The 20,112-nt window shown below is 59.2% G+C and carries 20 protein-coding genes; 4 read left to right on the top strand and 16 right to left on the bottom strand.

The genetic code is table 11. The features are described 5' to 3' along the window. Positions 1–43: 43 nt before the first annotated feature. The gene (locus tag K227x_RS04100; protein ID WP_145168192.1) at positions 44–994 is read right to left on the bottom strand and encodes a type III secretion system chaperone; all 951 of its coding nucleotides are present in this window, start codon (positions 992–994) and stop codon (positions 44–46) included. A 159-nt stretch (positions 995–1,153) separates the two neighbouring features. Beyond that, positions 1,154–1,504, bottom strand: coding sequence for a hypothetical protein (locus tag K227x_RS04095; protein ID WP_218933763.1), 351 nt, complete (start codon positions 1,502–1,504; stop codon positions 1,154–1,156). A gap of 113 nt (positions 1,505–1,617) precedes the next feature. Between K227x_RS04095 and K227x_RS04090 the strand changes: the two genes are divergently transcribed. Beyond that, positions 1,618–2,040: a hypothetical protein gene (locus K227x_RS04090; protein ID WP_145168190.1), complete on the top strand. Its 423-nt coding sequence runs from the start codon at positions 1,618–1,620 to the stop codon at positions 2,038–2,040. A gap of 134 nt (positions 2,041–2,174) precedes the next feature. Further along, positions 2,175–3,038 (top strand): hypothetical protein, encoded by an 864-nt coding sequence (locus K227x_RS04085; RefSeq protein ID WP_145168189.1) that lies wholly within the window; start codon positions 2,175–2,177, stop codon positions 3,036–3,038. 392 nt (positions 3,039–3,430) lie between these two features. Here the strand turns inward: K227x_RS04085 and K227x_RS04080 are convergent, their stop codons facing one another. From K227x_RS04080 to K227x_RS04045, 8 genes are all read right to left on the bottom strand, one after another. Continuing rightward, a complete protein-coding gene (locus K227x_RS04080) occupies positions 3,431–3,898 on the bottom strand; it encodes a DUF420 domain-containing protein (RefSeq protein WP_145168188.1) in 468 nt (155 codons plus the stop codon). Then, positions 3,898–4,566 carry an SCO family protein gene (locus K227x_RS04075; RefSeq protein WP_145168187.1) on the bottom strand — a complete coding sequence of 223 codons (669 nt, stop codon included), beginning with the start codon at positions 4,564–4,566 and terminating at the stop codon, positions 3,898–3,900. The genes K227x_RS04080 and K227x_RS04075 overlap by 1 nt, the downstream gene beginning before the upstream one ends. A gap of 61 nt (positions 4,567–4,627) precedes the next feature. Next, positions 4,628–5,461, bottom strand: coding sequence for an ABC transporter permease (locus K227x_RS04070; protein WP_145168186.1), 834 nt, complete (start codon positions 5,459–5,461; stop codon positions 4,628–4,630). A 104-nt stretch (positions 5,462–5,565) separates the two neighbouring features. Next, positions 5,566–6,483 carry an ABC transporter ATP-binding protein gene (locus K227x_RS04065; protein WP_145168185.1) on the bottom strand — a complete coding sequence of 306 codons (918 nt, stop codon included), beginning with the start codon at positions 6,481–6,483 and terminating at the stop codon, positions 5,566–5,568. Between the two features lie 6 nt (positions 6,484–6,489). Continuing rightward, positions 6,490–7,572 carry a protoheme IX farnesyltransferase gene (locus tag K227x_RS04060; RefSeq protein WP_145168184.1) on the bottom strand — a complete coding sequence of 361 codons (1,083 nt, stop codon included), beginning with the start codon at positions 7,570–7,572 and terminating at the stop codon, positions 6,490–6,492. Positions 7,573–7,586: 14 nt separating this feature from the next. Continuing rightward, positions 7,587–8,837, bottom strand: a complete 1,251-nt coding sequence (locus tag K227x_RS04055; RefSeq protein WP_246146491.1) for a COX15/CtaA family protein — start codon at positions 8,835–8,837, stop codon at positions 7,587–7,589. A gap of 50 nt (positions 8,838–8,887) precedes the next feature. After that, positions 8,888–9,073, bottom strand: coding sequence for a hypothetical protein (locus K227x_RS04050; protein ID WP_145168182.1), 186 nt, complete (start codon positions 9,071–9,073; stop codon positions 8,888–8,890). Next, on the bottom strand, positions 9,073–10,398 hold the full coding sequence (locus tag K227x_RS04045; protein WP_145168181.1) for a cytochrome c: 1,326 nt from the start codon (positions 10,396–10,398) through the stop codon (positions 9,073–9,075). The genes K227x_RS04050 and K227x_RS04045 overlap by 1 nt, the downstream gene beginning before the upstream one ends. Positions 10,399–10,701: 303 nt before the next feature. On the opposite strand from K227x_RS04045, the gene K227x_RS04040 reads away from it, so the two are divergent. Next, on the top strand, positions 10,702–11,301 hold the full coding sequence (locus K227x_RS04040) for a J domain-containing protein (protein ID WP_145168180.1): 600 nt from the start codon (positions 10,702–10,704) through the stop codon (positions 11,299–11,301). A 317-nt stretch (positions 11,302–11,618) separates the two neighbouring features. Here K227x_RS04040 and K227x_RS04035 read toward each other — a convergent pair whose 3' ends face one another. After that, complete coding sequence (locus K227x_RS04035; RefSeq protein WP_246146490.1) at positions 11,619–12,410, bottom strand: methylamine utilization protein; 792 nt, start codon at positions 12,408–12,410, stop codon at positions 11,619–11,621. Positions 12,411–12,960: 550 nt separating this feature from the next. Between K227x_RS04035 and purD the strand changes: the two genes are divergently transcribed. Further along, positions 12,961–14,253, top strand: a complete 1,293-nt coding sequence (gene purD, locus K227x_RS04030) for a phosphoribosylamine--glycine ligase (protein ID WP_391540439.1) — start codon at positions 12,961–12,963, stop codon at positions 14,251–14,253. Positions 14,254–14,268: 15 nt separating this feature from the next. On the opposite strand, the gene prmC is transcribed toward purD, so the two are convergent. The 5 genes from prmC to K227x_RS04005 all read right to left on the bottom strand — a co-directional run bounded on the left by prmC (position 14,269) and on the right by K227x_RS04005 (position 20,020). Continuing rightward, positions 14,269–15,156, bottom strand: coding sequence for a peptide chain release factor N(5)-glutamine methyltransferase (gene prmC / locus K227x_RS04025; protein ID WP_145168178.1), 888 nt, complete (start codon positions 15,154–15,156; stop codon positions 14,269–14,271). Positions 15,157–15,419: 263 nt separating this feature from the next. Next, complete coding sequence (gene prfA, locus K227x_RS04020; protein ID WP_145168177.1) at positions 15,420–16,502, bottom strand: peptide chain release factor 1; 1,083 nt, start codon at positions 16,500–16,502, stop codon at positions 15,420–15,422. Positions 16,503–16,625: 123 nt separating this feature from the next. Then, positions 16,626–16,868 carry a 50S ribosomal protein L31 gene (gene rpmE / locus K227x_RS04015; protein ID WP_145168176.1) on the bottom strand — a complete coding sequence of 81 codons (243 nt, stop codon included), beginning with the start codon at positions 16,866–16,868 and terminating at the stop codon, positions 16,626–16,628. Positions 16,869–18,077: 1,209 nt separating this feature from the next. After that, the gene (locus K227x_RS04010) at positions 18,078–19,049 is read right to left on the bottom strand and encodes a class I SAM-dependent methyltransferase (RefSeq protein WP_145168175.1); all 972 of its coding nucleotides are present in this window, start codon (positions 19,047–19,049) and stop codon (positions 18,078–18,080) included. Further along, a complete protein-coding gene (locus K227x_RS04005; protein ID WP_145168174.1) occupies positions 19,046–20,020 on the bottom strand; it encodes a bile acid:sodium symporter family protein in 975 nt (324 codons plus the stop codon). The genes K227x_RS04010 and K227x_RS04005 overlap by 4 nt, the downstream gene beginning before the upstream one ends. Positions 20,021–20,112: the final 92 nt, after the last annotated feature.

The raw sequence follows: 20,112 nt of genomic DNA, 5'->3' as shown, positions 1-20,112 counted from the left end.
GGGGTGTTGGGCTGTATCACTCAGCGGCAAGTCGACCAAAATGTTACGAACCCGATTTCTGGAAACGGATCAAACGTCCTGATTTGCCGTCCGAGTCGACAATTTTCAGTTCCATCGACGTGGTTTCGATCGATTGGATCAGGAAGGTCATCTTGGTCGCTCCCTTCTCTGCCATGACCAAGCGGTCACCGCTGCGGGTGACGGTTCCGGAGGACACGGCCGACTGTTTCCCCGCGACATGCACCATCTGGAAGGTCCCGCCGCTGACAAAGTCGATCGCGATCGAGACATCGGCCGAAACCGTGGCCGACCAGCGTCCGATGATCGGCGTCAGATCGTCTTCACTGGTTTTTGCGTCCGCAGCGGCGATTTCCGTGCTTTCCGCCGCTGTTTTCGTATCGCCGGCCGCCGTGGACTTCGATTTCGCCGGCTTCAGTGCCATCCAGACGTCGGATTGGCCCAGAGCGGTTTCGGCCAGCTCGGTCAAACGAGTCTGGATTTTCGACGCCGTCAGCCCGCGGTTGGAAAAGGTGGTCCGCAGCTGGATCAACTTGGTGTCGGGATCGAAGGCGAAATGGGCATCGCCCGCCTGGTTGCTGGCCGCCATCAGACTCAGCAGGCTGGCGTGATCGGTGACGGTATCGGGATCGATCGTGACCAGCGACATTCGGCAATAAATTCGATCACGTTGGATATCGACATCCATCAAAACAGGCAGCTTCCAGCCCGCCTTTTCGACTCGCACAGACACCGACTGGCCCTTCCGCTGCGGATCGAATCCAGCCGATTCCAACGCCTGGCTGAGCGATCCAACCCCCGTCACACGGTCGAAACCGGCAACTGCGTCACTGGTCGCCATCTCCACCACCGATGCACCGGCCTTCTTAAACACGGCTTCCATCGCAATTTCCGAGAACAAAGGGTCATCGGCTGCGGAAACCGAAACGGTGGACAAGATGGACGTCATCAGCAAGCAGGTGATTCGCAGTGACATGGTTCAACTCGCAACAGAAAGGCAAAGATTTGGGGGGGGGTGTGCTTTGCTAAGCGTGAAAGGGGCGCCGTTGTTACAAGTCCGTTTCCGCAAGCCCCGTTTCCGCAAGTCCCGTCCGCAACCGTAGCGAGACTCGCCAAGAGTTTCGGCCTCCATTCATCATCGCGTGGGAAAGAGGACGCCGGCAGAATGATGATGGGGGGCAGCGTGGGGAAAGAAGTTCGAGTTCGAGTTTAAGTTCGAGTTTAAGTTTTTGGGCCGCATGTCAGTGCCCAACTCGAACTTGAACTCGAACTTGAACTCGAACTTGAACTTGAACTCGAACTTGAACTCGAACTTGAACTTGAACTCGAACTTGAACTCGAACTTGAACTTGAACTCGAACTCGAACTCGAACTTGAACTCGAACTTGAACTCGAACTCGTACTCCCCCAACCCCAACAAAAGCGTCCATTGGGACGCTCCTCCGCTGCACCCCCAACAAGTTTTCAAAACTTTTCGGTAACACATTTCGGCGGCCTTCGCTTGGTGGGTTAGTCAAGTGACGCCCAGCGACGACCGAGACACGGCAGACTCACGATCGCTTTCACCCCATCACCCTGCCACGCCAAGGAATGTTTCCGATGTTCAAGAAAATGATGTTTGCGATTGCTCCCATGATGCTGATCGCCGGTTCGGTTGTTGCTGATGACGATCTGCTTTCGGCACTGGCCAAGATGAATGTCGACCAAAGCATGGTGTCTGGGGCCGACATCGCTGACGCCAAGTTGGGGCAAGCCGATGTCGACGCCTTGCTGGGCGATGACGATGCCAGCAGCGAAGACGCCATCGCCGCTTGCTACCGCCGATTCCGAGGCGGGTACGGCCGACACTACAGCAGCTATGGAAGCTACGGACACCGCCACTACGGATCCAGCTACACCACTTGGCACAACCCTTGCCACACGTCCTACCGCACCTACACCCACTGCTACACCCCGGTCTACTGTCCACCGACCTACTCGTACTACACCCCCAGCTACACCAGCTACTGGGGTTGCCACTAAGCACACGGCATTCGACCTAGCAGCCACCATCCCCAAGCTCGGCAACTCTAGCGATCGCAACTCCAGTGATCGAAGTTGACGGGCTTTTTTCGTACTCCGATTCCATCATCCCAACCGCCCCCATGGTGATCCCGATGAACGTCTACTCTGTTTGCCGCTACGTGGCCTTTGCCAGTCTGGCCACAACGATCTTGTTCTGTTTTGCCGCTGTCGCTCGCGGCCAAGAAATCCAAACCTGGCAAGTCCTGCACGGAAGCCACCGCTGTGATCACGTGATCGCCCAGATCATGCGGCACGGCGTCAACCAAAGCATGGACCGGTCCGCAGGCGTGGGCTTCACGGTCGCAACCCCCAACGGATTTGCGACCACACCAACATCCGAAATCGGCGACCTTGAAATCATGTCGGTACACCGCTGCGATACTGCCGACGGCAGCGTCGCACCTCAGTTCGCCGTCGTTGTGATGAACCAAAGCCAACGCGAAGTCAGCGACGTCGAAGTATCGCTGGTCGCGTTGCTCGGTCAAATTCATCCGCACTGCCCCACCGCGACATCCTTTTCGACGCCGATCCCGCCCTGCACCGCGGCTGAAGTGATCGTGACGCTGCCGGTCGAAGCATTGTCGATGGGGAATCGATTTGGCAGCGTTGTCGGATTCCAAAGTCTGGTCGTCTGTATCGACGGACACGACGAATGGGTCGAAACGAACGAAGCCAACAACATCCTAGCGATAGGCGTGGGGGACATTCCCGTTGCCGCGCCGGCACCTAGCCCCGGCACTGCCGAGTCACCCATCATCGAATCACCGGCAATTGCACCGGAGTCGATTGATCCAACCGGGATCAACCCGGCCGACACCATGCCCACGTTTGACGACCCTGGCACCACCGGACCACAAGCCGTGGCCCCCAGTGGTATCACCGATACCGACGCACTACGGATGGCGGTCGAGAAGCTCGGAATCCCTGAAGCCGAGACAGCGAGCACGCAGCTTTGACGACCGTTCTCGCCAACACTCCATTCCAGGCCGGCCGACCTAGCCAGATCCTGGAAAGGACCAGCAGTTGGCACCCTGCACTTATCCACGCTGGTGGCGAAAGCACGCTGCCTGCGAGGAGCATGCCACCCTGCACCCTGCCACTCAGCACTCAGCCACGCAGTGGCGACAGCCCCCATGCCGTTGGCCTTGGCCAACGGTACCCGCGAGCGACTACTTCGACATCTCCCCTCTCCGATCGCCGCGGTGCGCGGCGATCGGAGAGGGGAAGAATCAAGCGAGGTCCACTGAAACAATCCGTTGGCCAAGGCAAACGGCATTGGGCTGTCGCTGCTCCGCAGCTGTTTCGCCGATCGTTCACCCCACGGCATCGGTGGTGGACCGCGACTGAGCTAGCTGGGGTAAAGCTGGTACAGCATCGCGTACACCATCACGCCGGTGATCGAGACGTACATCCAGATCGGGAAGGCATACCGCACCAGTTTCTTGTGCGCTACGATCCGGCCTACTTTGGCGAGGTAGACCGCCCGAATGGCCAAGAATGGCACCGTGATCGCTAGCACCAGGTGAGTCCCCAGGATGCCGTAATAGGTATACCGAGCGGCATCCGAGGCGATTGCGGGATCCGTCGCGAACCGCTTATTCGGCTCGCCCGTGGCCTGGAAAAGGGCCACTTTATGGAACAGGTACAACAACAGAAATAACGCGCTGACACCCAGGGCGGCCAACATGTATTTTTTGTGGACGCGTGCCCTGCCCTTCTTGATGTTGATCAAGCCCAGGGCCAACAGCACTGCCGCGGTCGCGTTGAGCGCTGCGGTTGCATGAGGAAGATTGTCCGCCAAAAATTGCCAGCTCATCAAGAATCCTTGGCCGTGATCATTTCTCGGATTTTATCTTTCAGCGCCGACAATTGCTTCTTCTCGGGCCAGTTGTAAAAGCCTTCGATCTCGCCGCTGGGGTCCACCAACACGAACCGTTCGGTGTGGAACTGCTTGTTCACCGGCTGCCGAAAAATCTCGGCACCGATGCGGCGAATATAGGTCAGGTCGCCAGTCATAAATAGCCACTGCTGGTCGTCCGCGCCGAATCGGGCTGCGTACTCTTGCAGAACTTCCGGAGTGTCGGTCTCTGGATCCACCGAAATGGCGACGAACCGAACCCCCTGCCCTGCAAACTCGTCCTGCAATTCCTTGATCACCTGGTTCTGTTGGATGCAGATGCTAGGACAGGTGCTGAAAAAGAAACTGACCACGTAAGGCTGTCCAGCCAGTTCTTCGCTCTTGACCAGTTTGCCACTGCGCTCGGTCAACTCGAAACGGCTCAGCCATTCCTCGTCTTCGGGCGGCTTGGTCGGCGTCGAATTTTCGATCTCGTCAGGCGATTCGGCTGGCTCGCCGTCGTCGGTGAACACAACGTCGTCCGGGCCCGGACCATCCGAACTTGCTGGTGTGCGATAGGAGCGGATCGCCAACCCGAGCCCCACGCCGACCAACAGGATGATCACGATGTTTATCAGTGTCTTCATTTGATTTTTCTCGCTGGTTTGTCCCCCGACCTTCGGGCCGGCGTCTGGCGCGATGCCAACACTAAACGATCACGTCCACTTTTCGACTGCCACGCATCAACCACCAAGCGATCAGGGTCGTCCCCAGCGCCATCGAAATTGTCACGGCCCAACACACCGCCGAAGACGGTGCAAATCCAACCGCCGCAAAATCCACTTGCGGAAACATAAGACGACGCATTTCGACCATCGAATAGCTCAGTGGGTTCACTCGCATGATACCACCCAACAGCCATTGCCCCACACCGGCCCCTTGGCCCAGCGGAGGAATCGGAAAGAACGATCCGCTTAGCAACCACATCGGCATCAGCCCCAACATCATGATCGCGTGGAACCCCTGCGTGCTCTCCATCGGCCAAGCGACGATCATCCCCAACGAACACATCGCCACGGCAACGACCGCCAACAACACCAACAATGCCAGCACACCGACATGCAGCGAAACGGTGCCGACCGCATATACCAAAATCAAGAACGCGACCGCCTGGACCCACGCGATCGCCGATCCGCCGACGACCTTGCCGACCAACACGGGCAATCGCCCCACAGGCGCGACCAATACCGACTGCATGAACCCTTCGCGGCGGTCTTCGATCACCGAAATGGTGGCGAAGATCGCGGTGAACAACACGATCAACCCGACCGTGCCAGGTAGAAAGAACTGCATGAAATCCAGTTCACCGGCACCGGAAAACGATCCCTTCAGCCCTGTGCCGAACAGCAACCAAAACAACAACGGCTGCAGGATCGCCGCCGTCACGCGATTGCGTTGGCGAAAAAAACGAATCCATTCGCGGCGTGCCAACATCCAGGCAGCCCCGACGCCATCGGCAGTGGTCGTGTTGGTGGCAGTCATATTGAAAATCGCTGTGGGGGGGGTAAAACCGCGATGCTGATCACGGAAAATGCAGGGAGGTGGAAAGACGGGGCAACCGCGGATCCGCGACCAGACGGTCTGGATCAGACAACGTCAAAAGCTTGGCCAGTCTTGGCGACAAACACGTCTTCCAAGCTGGGCCGGCCGATCGTGATCGATTCGGCTCGATCCCCCAAAGCCGCGATCAACCGCGGGACCAAATCTTCCGGTGCATCGGACTGTAACCGAAGTTGGTGATCCAGCCGCTGGACATCCAACCCCAAGTCGTCACGCAACGTGGCCTGAACCGCTTCGGCATCCGCTGCTTGAATGGTCACCAAACCGCCACCCATCTCACTGCGCAGTGTATGGGGTGATCCTTCGGCGATCTTTCGGCCATCCGCCATGATGATCACGCGATCGGCCTTGTCGGCTTCTTCCAACAAGTGAGTCGTCATCAGGACCGCCATGCCACCGTCGGCCATCCGACGTATCGCCGACCATAAGCTCAACCGGGCAGACGGATCCAGCCCCGTGCTGGGCTCATCCAACAGCAACAACTGCGGCTGGTGCAACATCCCCTTGGCCAATTCAACACGTCGTTTCAAGCCACCGGAAAGCGATTCGCAGTAATCGCTGCGGCGATCTTTCAAATCCAATAGATCCAACAGTTCGTCGCGGCGGCGATTCAGTTCGTCACCGCGGATGCCGTACAGCGCCGCCTGGCAGGCGATGTTTTCGTCGACCGTTAGCTTCTTGTCCAAACTAGGCGACTGGAACACGATCCCGATCTGTCCACGAACCGCCAATGGGCTGGTCTTGGCATCAAATCCGCCGATCGTCACGCTCCCTTGCTGGATCGGCAACAACGTGCACAGCAGACGAAACAAAGTTGTTTTGCCACTGCCGTTGGGTCCCAGCAATGCGACGACTTGGCCAGCATCCACCGATAGATCGAGCCCCGACAACGCAACATGATCGCCATAGCTGTGGTGCAAGCTTTCCGCGATGCAAACCGACATGAACAATTACCAGAACACGCGGAGGGTGACGATCAACAATACCGCCGGCAGAACCAACAGGGATGACCGCAAAAGTTTGCGAGCGGTGATGTCGTCGGGCTGGCCAGCAAACAGCAGCGAAGCGCGTAGCATCGGTACGGTGGCAACCAAGACCCCGATCGCGGCGGGCACGGCGAACCATGTGAATCCGTTGATGAAACACAACGCGACCCCACAAACGATCAACGCCAACGATCCGACGATGCTTTGCCAACCTGCACTGCGACCGGTGGGTTCGACCGTCGTGGTCATTTTAAAACCGGCCTCGTCATATTGACGCCGATACATCCATGCGATCGCCATGAAGTGCGGGTACTGCCAAGTCCCCAAGACCCCAAACAACAACCAACCGGTGGCATCGGACAATTGGCCGCCCGTGGCGGTGTACCCAATCAGCACCGGAAGAGCACCGGCGATGGCGCCGATGGTGGTGTTCCATGCCGTCCGCGTCTTCATCGGCGTGTAGACCAAAACGTAAATCATCCAAGTGGCTAGGCCGGCAAGCGCCGGTTGAACCCCAAAGAACGACCACAATACCGTGGTGCCAACGACACCCAATGTCGCGGTGTAGATCAACGAAGGCAGCAATCCAACGCGACCGGCAGGCAGCGGACGATTGGCCGTGCGAGTCATGTTGCAATCGATCACGCGTTCCCAGATCTGATTGGCCGCGCCGGCACTGCCCGCGATCGCGGCGGTACCGATCATCAGCCACATCCAATCGATCCAAGCCACCAAACCGCCCGCACCCATGATGGCGGTCGCGGTGGTCGTCACCAAAATCATGGTGACGATGCGAGGCTTGGTCAGTTCGACGTAGTCGCCGAAGACGGTCGGGGTCTTCGTTTGCGGCGTATCCAAATTTTCGGCACTCCCCTGCCCTGCTCCGCTGGTTCGAAACCTTCGTCCGCGGCGTACCGACGGAATCGTTTCGCCGGTTGAATTTTTTCGACTGCCGTCTTCACCGCCCGCGATCGTGCCGGTTCGCAGCGACCGGGTCGCCACCGAATCTGCGGTGGTCGCGTCGGCCGAAAGTAAGTCTGTCGCCATTAGAAAAGCCGGTACTAGGAAGAAGCGGTCGCCGGAGCGGAAACGGGTGCGATTTCGGATTCCGTCGCTGCCGCGACAGCGGGCGACAAAGATGCCCCCGTTTGTCCTTGCCATGACCGAACCCGACACAACCGGATTGCCAGCATCGCCGCGACGGCCAAGATCAGCGAACCTGTGGCGACATGAGCTGTCACGATGATCGAATCAGCGAACCCCTTGGCCCGCAGCAAGAACTCGGCCGACCCAGGAACCCACTGTAAAATGGACGGCCAACCGTAGTTCACCACCCAGGTTCCGATTCCCAGACCGATCTGCAAGGCCACCAATCCTACCAAGCTGGCGGCAGGACGCGAGAGCGTCAAATCGCCGCACCGGTTTCCCTGGCCGCGGCGCCGCAAAACCCACCACGACAACGCAGTCATCCCCCACAGAATGAACGCGGTCATCACGTGCATCATGATGATCATCGCAAAGATTCCGGGACGCGTCGTCGGCTGGACGTGACGTAGCTGAGCCCCCAGAACCAGTTGCAGGTAGCTGATTAGAATCAATGCGAACCCGATCCCCACGATCCCCGAGCCGATTTTGGGCCAATCCGCGATCGAGTTCCCGGCGGCACAGAGCGAAGGATCGGCGCTGGACGGGTCTGTTGGGGACGGGTCTGTTGGGGACGGGTCATTTGGGGACGGGTCATTTTGGGACGGGGCTGTTTGGGAAGATTCGGCGTTGCTAGATCCATCGTTGTCCAAGCCGCCGCTGCGGGCACCAGCCTTCCCAGCGGCTGTTCTGGTTCCCCCGGGGGGCCACCACCAAAAACGACTGGTGACGACGGCAGCGATCACACAGACGGCAAAGAATGCGGGCCCGAAACATCCATGCACCATCGCCAGCGTCCGGTCGCCCAGCACCACTCGCATGCCGCCAAGCCCACCTTGCGCGATCACCATCACCAACAACCCGACGCATAACCATCGCACCCAGCGTCGCGGTTCGCCAACAAACGCCGCCATCACGATCCCGATGGTGACGAAGCCGACGACTGCCCCCAACAGGCGGTGCCCGTGTTCGATGAACAGATCAAATGGCCCCAACAGCCAAGTCTTGTAGGGATACAAAAACAGGTTGTACCCATACGTGGCGGGCCAATCGGGGACCGCCATGCCGGCATCGTAGGTGGTCACCAAACCGCCAACCCAAATCAGCGGCCACACCAAGCACACAGCCAACACGCACAGTCGGTGCAACCAACGCGCGGGAGGAATCATTGGGATGGTGGAATTGTTCGTTGTCATCACGTCGCCCTGCACCTGCATCGCTATGACCTCGCCTCGTACCAGCGTTCGGCCGCCATCGCGCCCACGACACAGAAAGTGGCCCCAAAAATAGCCGTCGGAAGCACGCCCGAGTACCCGAGCGTTTTCATCAACACAAACCCCAGGACCAAACCGGTGACCGCACCGATCCGACGGGTCGTGTCGCGGCTGATCTTATTTCGACGCATCACGCGGGGCCCCCTGAGCGGCCTGAACCGCCCTGCCCTGCCCCGCCGGATTCCGCCTGCGAATCGACTGGCGGGTCCACCGGGGACGCGGCCCCGGATCCCGTTCGATCCGACCCCATCGATTGCAGATAACGAACCAGATCCCAAACCTGTTCTTCGGTCAGCCCCAGACCGCTGGGTTCATCGACCACCTCGACGCCCGGCATCGGAGTGCCCGCGATTCCTTCGGCAATGCGACGATACAGCGTCGCCCCGTCGCCACCGCCGCGAAAGACACCCAGCGTCAATTCTCGCGGCTTGGCTGGCCGCGGTGGCAGGGCGCCCGCCTTGCGAAACGGCCGCATGTCGTCGCGGTCGCTGGGGGTCAGCCCCAGTCGCGTTGAGTACTCTTTCCCCCAATCGTCAAAGTCCAATAGCACCGACTGGCCATTGCCGCCTGGCCCGTGACAGCCGACGCAGTTTGCAATTTTGCCGTGAAAGATTTGGTCGCCACGCTGGATCGATTCGGCCAACTGCGAACCATCGATTACCGGCATCGGCGGAACCGAGACGACCTGGTCGGGCGCCGCCCGCCACTGACTGACCACGCGGTCGAGCACCTCGGCAGCCACCTGAGCCCCCTCGGAATCTCCGTTGGCCGCCAATCGCAATGATTCGTCGACCGCTTCGGAATCGTCGTCGTAATCCAGTTCGTCGATCGCCGCCGCCATCAACCTGCGCTCCACTTCACCGCGAATCGACAAGTACATGACGTAGTCGACCAACGCGTCCAAATCCGATGCACCGGCCGAGGCGTCGGCATCGTCTTCGGCATCGTCTTCGGGATCGATCGCTGCGAAGGACGGCATCGCCGAACCCACCAACCCATGCCGCAAAACCAACCGCAGATCAGCCCGTGTGGGCTTGGCCGCCCGCAGGGTCGACTTCCATTTGAAAACACCGTGGCGAAAATTTCGCGGATGCGGATCTTGATACAGGCTGGCCGGCCCTGCCCCGCCACCATCGACACTGTGACACGTCACACAGTGTTCGCGATACAGCCCCAAATGCGATCCATCCTTCTCGCTGGACACCGGACCGGCGGCCCGCACCAGACGATCCAGATCCAATATTTGGGCTGCCGAATCGGGAAGCTTGGGGTGATCCGGCGTGCCGAACCAATCTTCGGTCACCGCCGCGGCGTCCGATTTGGCGCCTTCGGACGACACCGCACGCGATTGCGCCAGGGTCAACGAATACACGTCGTTGGGCGGAAACGGGCCTACGGGAGCATCGCAGCCCAGGACCGCAGCCGTCAAAACAACAAGAAAAACAGCACGCCACATAGAAAAATGGACAACACGAACGAGGGCCAAGGGGAATTCAACGTGAATTGAACCGCGAAGTACCGCCAACTGCCAACGCCGCGAATTGTCGCAGGCAAAAAACGAAGCTCGCCAACAGCGTCGGTGGATGCCCGTGAGAATCCGAAAGTCTTGGCGACTTGCGCTACGGCGAAGGTAAGGCGACAGCGACAGCGACGGCGACAGCGACAGCGACGGCAGCGTTATTTTTCTCAGCGTGCCCCGAATCGCAACCTAGGCTTGCTAGAGAACCTAAATATCCTGCCCGTGCCCGCTGGACTGAACATGCCGTCTAAAGATTATGTCGATCACTACGAAATCCTCGAAGTGAGCCCGAACGCCAGCATGGCGACGGTCGAGCGTGTCTTTCGCTATCTGGCCAAAAAGCACCATCCGGACGTGTCGGACAGCAACGATGTCGTCTATTTCACTCAACTCGTCGAAGCCTTTGACACGCTTCGCGACCCGCAACGACGGGCCGCTTTCGACGCCGCTTACGAGCAGCGAAAGTGCGACAACGGCGAACTGGTTCAAACGGCCAACGCCAGCTCGAGCGACCACATGCAGCGATACGAACTGCTATCGCTGCTGTACGCCCAACGCAAACGCGACTTCAAAAAACCTGGGATTGGCTTGGGAACGATCGAGACATTGGTCAGTTTCCCACCGGATGCCGTCAATTTCCACCTTTGGTACTTCCGCGAAAAGGGATGGGTCAAACGCGAAGAGAGCGGCCAGATTTCGATCAGCGCCATGGGCGTGGACGAGGTCGATTCGATGAACATGGAATCCGCTTCGCAAACTCCGCGACTGGGGCACCGCCCCGTCCGTCTTCCCAGTGTCGACATGGCATCGCCCACGTCAGCCGCGAACGCCACCGCGTAACACCAACCTGATCCCGAAGGCGTGATCGCCCGCCAGCGGCCTGCAAATTCAGTGAGCCGCGACGCGTCAGCGGCCGGGAATCCCCCCTGCCCGTGCCCCTGCCCGTGCCCTCACGGCCAGGGCCTCACCATTGCCGCTGAAAGCTCGCCTAAAACAGCAGGACGCTGGGTCCAAAAGAAAAGCAGGCGTCCGATGGGACACCTGCTTTGGCGTATTTCATAGAAACGCGACCGACAATCCATCGGCGGTTTCGATTTCCAGCGACTTCGCTGCGGCTCGATCGAATTGGATTCGATCAGGCCCAGTTAACGTCGGTGCTACTTCGCTTCCAGGGCATCGGCGGGGATCACGACGGTTCCCAGATCGTTCATGCCAGGCTTGACGTCAACTTCGAATCGGCTGCGCTTCCAATTTTCCTTCTTGCCATCGACCGTCACTTCGTTGACGGCGCCGGCTTCGTGGTAAACACGGAACACAAGTTCTTCGCCGGCTGGCAGGCCGCGGATCACGAGTTCGCCATCCGCATCGCTGACGGCTGCGAATGGGTGATCCAGAACAACCAAGTACGACTTCATCCAAGGGTGAATGTTGCAGTCAACGGGAATGGGAGCTGGTTCGTCTTTTTCCAAATCGACCGACTTGCTTTGCCCGGATGGGATCGTGAAGTTCTGCGGTGCGTTGCTGAAAAAGTTCAGGTTGGCGTTGTGACCGACTTCGTCCGGGTTGGTCACTTCCAAGGTGTCGCCGGTCTGGGCGATCACGATGTGCGGCTCGAAGCGGCAATTCTTGTTGGCCAAAACGTGCTTGTTGTTCACCGGATCAAACTTGTCCAATTTCGATCCACCGCGGCCGGTGTAAACGTAAACGACAACGTTCTTGACGCCTTTGTTGTCCGGGTTGACCAACAAACGCTCGTCGACCAAAGCCGTCTTGCCACAGAACTGGGCATCTTGCGTGACTTTGACTGGCGGGGCTTCCGGCGCATCACCGCCGTACTCGAAGCGGATCTTTAGGTCACCGGTTTCGGCAGCGTTGGCTTGTTGGCCAGCAAAAGGAACGGCAGCCAAGGCAGCCAACAAAGCAATGCGGGATACGATCGATGTCTTCAAAACAAACTCTCCTAGAGAGAACAGATTCTTGGCTCGGAAATGGTGGGGGCGCTGAAAAAAACGAAGGCCGTTTAGAACAGCAAGTTAATTTTCGCGGGATTTGACTCCGTTGACAACCCTTTGCGGTGTTCGTCATCGCGGGTGTGACGAAGACACCTGATGGTCCTGGCACCTAAAACGATGATACGGACGATAGGCAAAAAAGGCTCGGAGATCAGTCACTGACAGCTTGAAAGACGGCGACGAATTGCCTGAGAGACGATTCGCCGCCGTGATTCAAATTAGTCGCGGACGAGGAATGTGCCATCCCTTAGGCGGGACGGTTACAGGACGGCAGAATTGCATTCCTCGGTAAGGCCCCCTCATTGTAACCCTTAGCGGAAGATCGTCCACCGCTAAATCCACCTAAGCGGAAAGATCCTAACGGTCGGACCGGTCAGCACCTGCCCGCTGTTGGCCGCAGCCTGAACGGCGTAAATTGCCCACTGGTTCATTTTTTCGGGCTCGACACGATCGCGGCCGATGAATTCTCGCAAGCGCAGGTCGGATGATGAAGGTTTTGGTGGTCGGTGGTGGTGGTCGCGAACACGCGTTGGCGTGGAAAATTTCGCAATCCCCCCGCGTCGAGCAGGTATTTGTGGCCCCCGGCAACGCCGGCACCGCTCGCGATGCGACCAACGTCCCGATCGCTGCCACCGACAAACCGGCGCTGATCGCGTTCGCCCAGAAAGAATCGATCGACTTGGTAATCGTCGGCCCGGAAGCCCCGCTGGTTGACGGAATGGTCGACGAGATGGAAGAAGCCGGGCTGCGCGTCTTCGGCCCGTCAAAGGCTGCCGCCGAATTGGAAGGCAGCAAAGTGTTCTGCAAGAACCTGCTGTACACCGCCAACATCCCCACCGCGTCCTATCGCACCTTCCGCAGCGGCGAAGAGGCATCTCGTTATATCTGGGACCGCTACGGCGACCCCAGCGAACCAGTGCCCGTGGTCGTCAAAGCGGACGGACTGGCAGCCGGCAAAGGCGTCATCGTCTGCAGCACTCGGCAAGAAGCCCTGGACGCGATCGACCGAATTGCGTCCCAACGTGAATTCGGCGACGCCGGCAAAGAACTGATCATCGAAGAACGGTTGATCGGACAAGAGGCCAGCGTGCTTGCGATCACCGACGGCGAGACCATCGTCACCCTGCCGGCGGCCCAGGATCACAAACCGGCCTACGACGGCGACACCGGCCCGAACACCGGCGGCATGGGCGCGTATTGCCCAACGCCCATCATCGACGAAGAATTGATGAGCAAGGTGGAATCCGACGTGCTGGTTCCGATCGTCCACGCAATGAAACGCGCCCGACGCCCCTTCAAAGGCGTTCTGTACGCGGGCCTGATGCTGACCGCCGCTGGACCGAAAGTCCTGGAATTCAACGTTCGCTTCGGTGACCCGGAATGCCAACCGCTGCTGATGCGACTGAAAACCGACTTGGTCGATGTGATCGAAGCCGCAGTCGACGGACGATTGGGCGAACTGGCACCGTTGGAATGGGACGACCGACCTAGCATCTGTGTCGTGATGGCCAGCGAAGGTTACCCGGGCGATTACGAAAAGGGCCGGCCGATCAAAGGCCTGGACGCAGCCGACGCGATCGAAGACGTCAAAGTCTTTCACGCTGGTACCAAGCTGGTCGATGGCGAAGTGACCAACGACGGCGGGCGTGTCCTGGGTGTCACCGCGATGGGCGACACGATCGCGAAAGCCAAACTGCAGGCTTATCGCGGCGTCAAAGAAATCCGCTGGCAAGGCGCCTGGTGCCGCAAGGACATCAGCGACAAGGCTCGCCTGCAATAACGCCCGCCCGGCCCGCTAGCAGCGCTGCACCGACAGGATCCGCTTGTGCCCTTCCAGATCCTTGATGAAATGCTGATCGGCGAAGTGTTCGCTGTCTTTGGCAATCTGACCACACGCCTCGGCAATCATCGGACTTAGTTCGATGATCAGCCAACCGCCACTGTGCATCCGCGGCGGCACTTCTTGAATGATCCGCTGGATGATTTCGGTCCCCAGCGGCCCCGATACCAGCGCCGTCTTCGGTTCGTGGTCACGCACCGTTGGCGATAATTCGTCGTACTCGGAATCGCTGACGTACGGCGGATTGGTACAGATGATGTCGAACTGCGCGGGGGCATCAACAGCCGCCAACAGATCACTTTCTAGGAACGTCACGCGATCGCTAACACCGTGCTGCTCGGCATTCCAGGTCGCAATCTTCAGCGCCGATGCACTGCGATCGACCGCCGTCACTTCGCAATTGGCAAAGTTCTTGGCGACGGCAACCGCGATCGCCCCGCTGCCTGTGCCGATGTCAGCGATCTGAAGCGGCCGATCGGTCACGCCGCTAGCCTTGGCAAAGTCCAACGCTTCGATCACCAGGTGCTCGGTCTCTGGTCGCGGAATCAACACGCTGTCGTCGACTCGAAAACGCAGCGAGTAAAATTCGCGATAGCCGACCAACTGTGCCACCGGAGTCCCCTCCCCACGTCGCCGCACCATCTCGCGAAACGCAATCCGCTGCTCCTCGCCAGGTTCTTCGCCGAACGCGGTGTACAGTTCGATCCGGGTGCAGTTACGAGCGTGAGCCAACAGGACCTCGGCGTCCAATCGTGGCGAATCACTGCCCTTCTTCTTGAAGAAGTCGGTTGTCCATTCCAACAACCGCAGCACGGTCCACGGTTCTTGCTGGCTGGCGGACATCAAGTTTCCTTTCGAGAGATGGTCCCGACCAAAGGGCGGGTTGTGTGGGGCACCCAAGCAGGTAGCGACCCAACGGCTGACTACCCACGGCGAATGGGTCGATTCATAGCAGAACATCTGTGACCGGAAGACATAGCCCCCAACCGGCCCGGATCCGTCACGTGGATCCGTCACGCGGACCAGCCAACATGGACTGATCACGCGATCCACGAACCGGCGGCAAACAGGGATCAGAAAATCAAACGACGACTGACCCAACACGATCAATCGATCATGTCGCCGCGAATCTGGTCACGATCGTATTCGATCAACGCATCGGTTACCGGACCGACGTCGCCGGCGATGATCTGGTCCAACTTGTAGAGCGTCAGGTTGATGCGGTGGTCAGTCAAACGGTTTTGCGGAAAATTGTAGGTCCGGATTCGCTGACTGCGGTCGCCCGATCCGATCAGTCCCTTGCGGGTCTCGGACAACTTCGCCTCTTCTTCCTCTCGCTTCTTTTCATAGATCCGAGCCTTCAACACACGCAGTGCCTTGGCCAAGTTCTTGTGCTGGCTCTTTTCGTCCTGGCACTGGACCACGATCCCGGTCTCGTGGTGGGTCAGGCGGATCGCACTTTCGGTTTTGTTGACGTGCTGGCCTCCAGGCCCCGACGCACAAAATTTATCGATCCGATAGTCTTCGCCGGACAGTTTGACTTCGACATCCTCGGGTTCGGGCATCACCGCGACGGTGGCGGCCGAGGTGTGAACGCGTCCCTGGGTTTCCGTTTCCGGAACTCGCTGGACTCGGTGACCACCGGATTCGTACTGCAGATCTCGATACACACTTTCGCCTTCGACCGTCATCAGCAGTTCCTTGAAACCGCCCATCTCGGTCGCGCTCATGTCCATGATCTCTGTCTTCCATCCGCGAGCCTCGGCGTAGCGGCGGTACATTTCGTACAGGTCGCGAGCGAACAAAGCGGCTTCGTCGCCCCCCGTACCGGCTCGGATTTCCATCACGCATCGCGTCCGGTGGCTGTCTTCACCGCCGACGGTCAACGACAGCAGTTCTTCCCACAATTCTTCGCGCTGTGCACGAAGATCTTCCATTTCGGTTTCGGCCATCTCACGTTCGTCGACATCCTCGGCCATGCTCACCAATTCTTTGCATTGACGAATCTCGTCCGTCAACCGCTTGAATTCACGGTACTTGTTGGCGACCTTGGCCAACCCGCCGTGCTCTCGCGCAACCGCACTCATGCGGTTCCCATCGGCCTGAACCTCTGGTTTGGCCATATCCTGCTCCAATTGCAGAAACCGGGCCAGTTTTTCTTCGAGCGTGTCGCGTATCGTGCCGCTCATGCGGGGCGTCTTTGATCAGAAAGGAAGAGTTTCAAAGGGATGAAACTGCGTCAGGGTAAGAAAACAGCCGCCTCGGCCCACCAGGAGCCGAGCGGCTGATCAGAGAATTAGCCGTTGGGAAAGCTACTTCTTCTTTCCCTTTTTCTTCGGTGCTAGGCTGCCATAGGTGCCTGCAGCAAATTTCTTCTGGAACTTGTCGATCCGACCCGCGGTGTCAACGAACTTCAGTTTCCCGGTGTAGAAGGGATGACATTCGCTGCAAATGTCGATCTTCAGTTCCGGGCGGACACTGCGAGTGGTGAACGAATTGCCACAACCGCAAGTAACGGATGTGTCTTGATAATTCGGGTGAATGCCGTCTTTCATGGCTTTGATTCTTATTTCTTATCTTGAGTGAAAGCGCGGCCCTGGCTTGGTACAGCACCGCGAGAAGGCCTGAAGTGTATGTCAGGGAGGGCGTTTTGTTCAAGTGCGGCAAAATCCGCCATCAAAAATGGCCTGACCACCTGTAGTTCTTCGGCCCGCCCCCCAGCAGGTCTGAAAGCCAATTGTCGTGTGGCCCCATGGGCAACGCGGCTGGAGGGGGGGGGCGTGCAGGGCGCTGCCCGCACAGCGAATCGATGGTGATCAACGTGCGGGTCGATTGCGATGTCTGCTCGTGCCTATCGTTTAACCGCGTGCCCAGCGGGCCGCGCGTTTGGGTGGGTGGACGCACGGGGCGTTGCCCACGCGGTTAAACGATGGTGCCGATACGACGGTGGCGATACGACGGGGGTCGATCGGGCTGTCTGCTCGTGCCTATCGTTTAACCGCGTGCCCAGCGGGCCGCGCGTTTGGGTGGGTGGACGCACGGGGCGTTGCCCACGCGGTGAAACGATGGTGCCGATACGACGGGTGTCGATCGGGCTGTCCGCTCCTGCCTATCGTTTCACCGCGTGCCCAGCGGGCCGCGCGTTTGGGTGGGTGGACGCACGGGGCGTTGCCCACGCGGTGAAACGATGGTGCCGATACGATGGTGGCCGAGACGACGGGTGTCGATCGGGCTGTCCGCTCCTGCCTATCGTTTAACCGCGTGCCCAGCGGGCCGCGCGTTTGGGTGGGTGGACGCACGGGGCGTTGCCCACGCGGTGAAACGATGGTGGCCGAGACGACGGGTGTCGATCGGGCTGTCTGCTCCTGCCTATCGTTTAACCGCGTGCCCAGCGGGCCGCGCGTTTAGGGTGGGTGGACGCACGGGGCGTTGCCCACGCGGTTAAACGATGGTGGCCGACGTGCGTGTCGATTGCGATGTCTGCTCGTGCCTATCGTTTCACCGCGTGCCCAGCGGGCCGCGCGTTTTGGGCGGGTGGACGCACGGGGCGTTGCCCACGCGGTTAAACGATGGTGCCGATACGATGGTGTTCGAGACGACGGGGGTCGATTACGCACCGTTCAGCCCAGCGGGGCGTGTGGTTGGGGGACGCGTGGGGCGCTGCCCACACGGTGAAGCGGTGGCATGGGGTATCTGCCGCGCGGCCCGACGGGGACTTGGCGAAACGAGAATGGAACGGACTGGTCACGCCAGCGAGTCGTGGATCACTTTGGCTTGGCGATTCGCCAACATCGGTGGATGCGGCGGTTGCGGAAGTCTTCGGGAATCGTCTGGTTGCTGATTTCGTGGATCTGGACCCCGGGATTGGCTTTTTCAATCGCCGCGCCGTCAAATTTGAATTGGCGAAAGTTGTTGCTGAAAAACAACACTCCACCTGACCGCATCAGACGCATCAATTCAGTGATCAACTGCACCGAATCGTCCTGCACATTCCAGTCCTGATCGGTCCGCTTGCTGTTGCTGAACGTCGGTGGATCGCAAACGATCAAATCATAGGTGGCTCCTGGCCAATGATCTTTGACGAATTGGCGACAATCCGCCGCGACAAATTCATGCTGGTCGCCGGACAGACCGTTGCGATTCAGATTTTGGCGTGACCATTCCAGATAGGTCTTGGACAGATCCACCGAAACGGTTCGGGTGGCACCGCCGGCCGCCGCATAGACGGTGAACGCGCCGGTGTAACAGAACAGGTTCAGGAAGACCTTCCCTTTCGCCTGTTCACGCACCATCGCTCGCGTTTCCCGGTGATCCAGAAACAGCCCAGTGTCGACGTAGTCGCGCAGATTGACCAGGAACTTCAGCCCGCCCTCGTTGACCTCCATCCGATGTTCGGATTGGTCCACCTTTTCGTGCTGGGTCTTCCCCCGCTGGCGGCTTCGTCGCTTGAAGAACACCTTTTCCGGTGGCACGTCCAACGTCGCCCCCGCCGTGGTGGCCATCAGGTCCAACCATGACTCGTGGTCTTCGTCGCTGCGGTCGTGCGGCCGCTCGTACTCGGTGATGTGCAAACAATCCTCGTACCGATCCACCACCAATGGGATTTCGGGGATGTCGCGCTCGTACAACCGAAAACACGTGATGCCACGCTTGGTCGGCCACTTGCGAAAGTGACGCGCTCGCTTGGTAAGACGTGCGGCGAAGTCGGTCGTTTGTCGAACGATGGCGTCATTCATGAACGGGCTGCAGTGGAAGAATCGCTTGGTGGCGACGGGGAATGGGACGCTTTCCAGCGGTCGGCGATCACGGTATCGATCACCAACTGACTCAAATGATAGACCAACATCGGGATCACGCTGACGCCACAGTCGATCGCAATCTGCAAACCGACCATCAACGTCTTTTGACTGCCGCTGATCCCGACGGCAATCTGCGTTTCCGGTTGCATGCCCAGCCACCGCGACGAGGCGACGCCGATGGCCAGGGCCGCCGAGTGTATCGCGGATGCCGCGACCAATAGAATCATCATCGCTGGCCACCCGGTCGTACTGCCATCCCCCAGACTTTGGCGGCTGGCGACCGCACCGAAGACCACCATCGCCAAGATCCCGAACTGCCCCACCAGCGACAGTCTTGGTTTGCGGCGGTCGGCCCATCCGCCCCACCCATACCACCGCATGGCCTGGCCGACGATCAACGGTGCGACCACCAACAACGACAACTTGGCGATCTGGTCGACCGCCGAAACGTCCGCCTGGCGGCTCAACACCAACATCACCCCCACCGGAACCACCGCCACACAGGACAGATTGGTTGCCACCGTGGTCAGCATCGCGATCGAATCATCGCCACCGGCCCGCCGCGTCCAAACCGATGCCGACGCCAAGGTGCATGGCACCAGCGCCCCAACGAACAATCCGCCAAAAAGATGCTCGGGTAAAAACCACATCGTCGGCAGGGTCAACAATGGAATCAGCAACAAATTGATCATGATTGCTAGCAAACCAGGAGCCGGTTTCGAAATGCTAGCACGCACGGTTTCGGCTCTTAGGGTGACTCCCATCGCCCACATCACGATAAAAACGATGCTATCGCGAAGCCACGACAAATCGGTCACCGGCTTCAGCACGTCGGCCCCTAGGTAGCCAGCGGTGTAGCAGGCAGCGATGGAGAGCAAGAACCAGTGATTTTTGGCAATCTTCCGCATGCCGCGATCTTCCTAAACGACCTATCGGTGAAACAGACCGCGGACGTAAGATCGCGGCACCCAACACCTGACGAGAGAATCGGCTGGCTAGC

It is taken from the genome of Rubripirellula lacrimiformis, from assembly GCF_007741535.1.
In the GTDB taxonomy this organism is placed as follows: Bacteria; Planctomycetota; Planctomycetia; order Pirellulales; family Pirellulaceae; genus Rubripirellula; species Rubripirellula lacrimiformis.
Note: the sequence above shows the minus strand (reverse complement) of the source record. Positions and strands in the feature narration are given on the sequence as shown.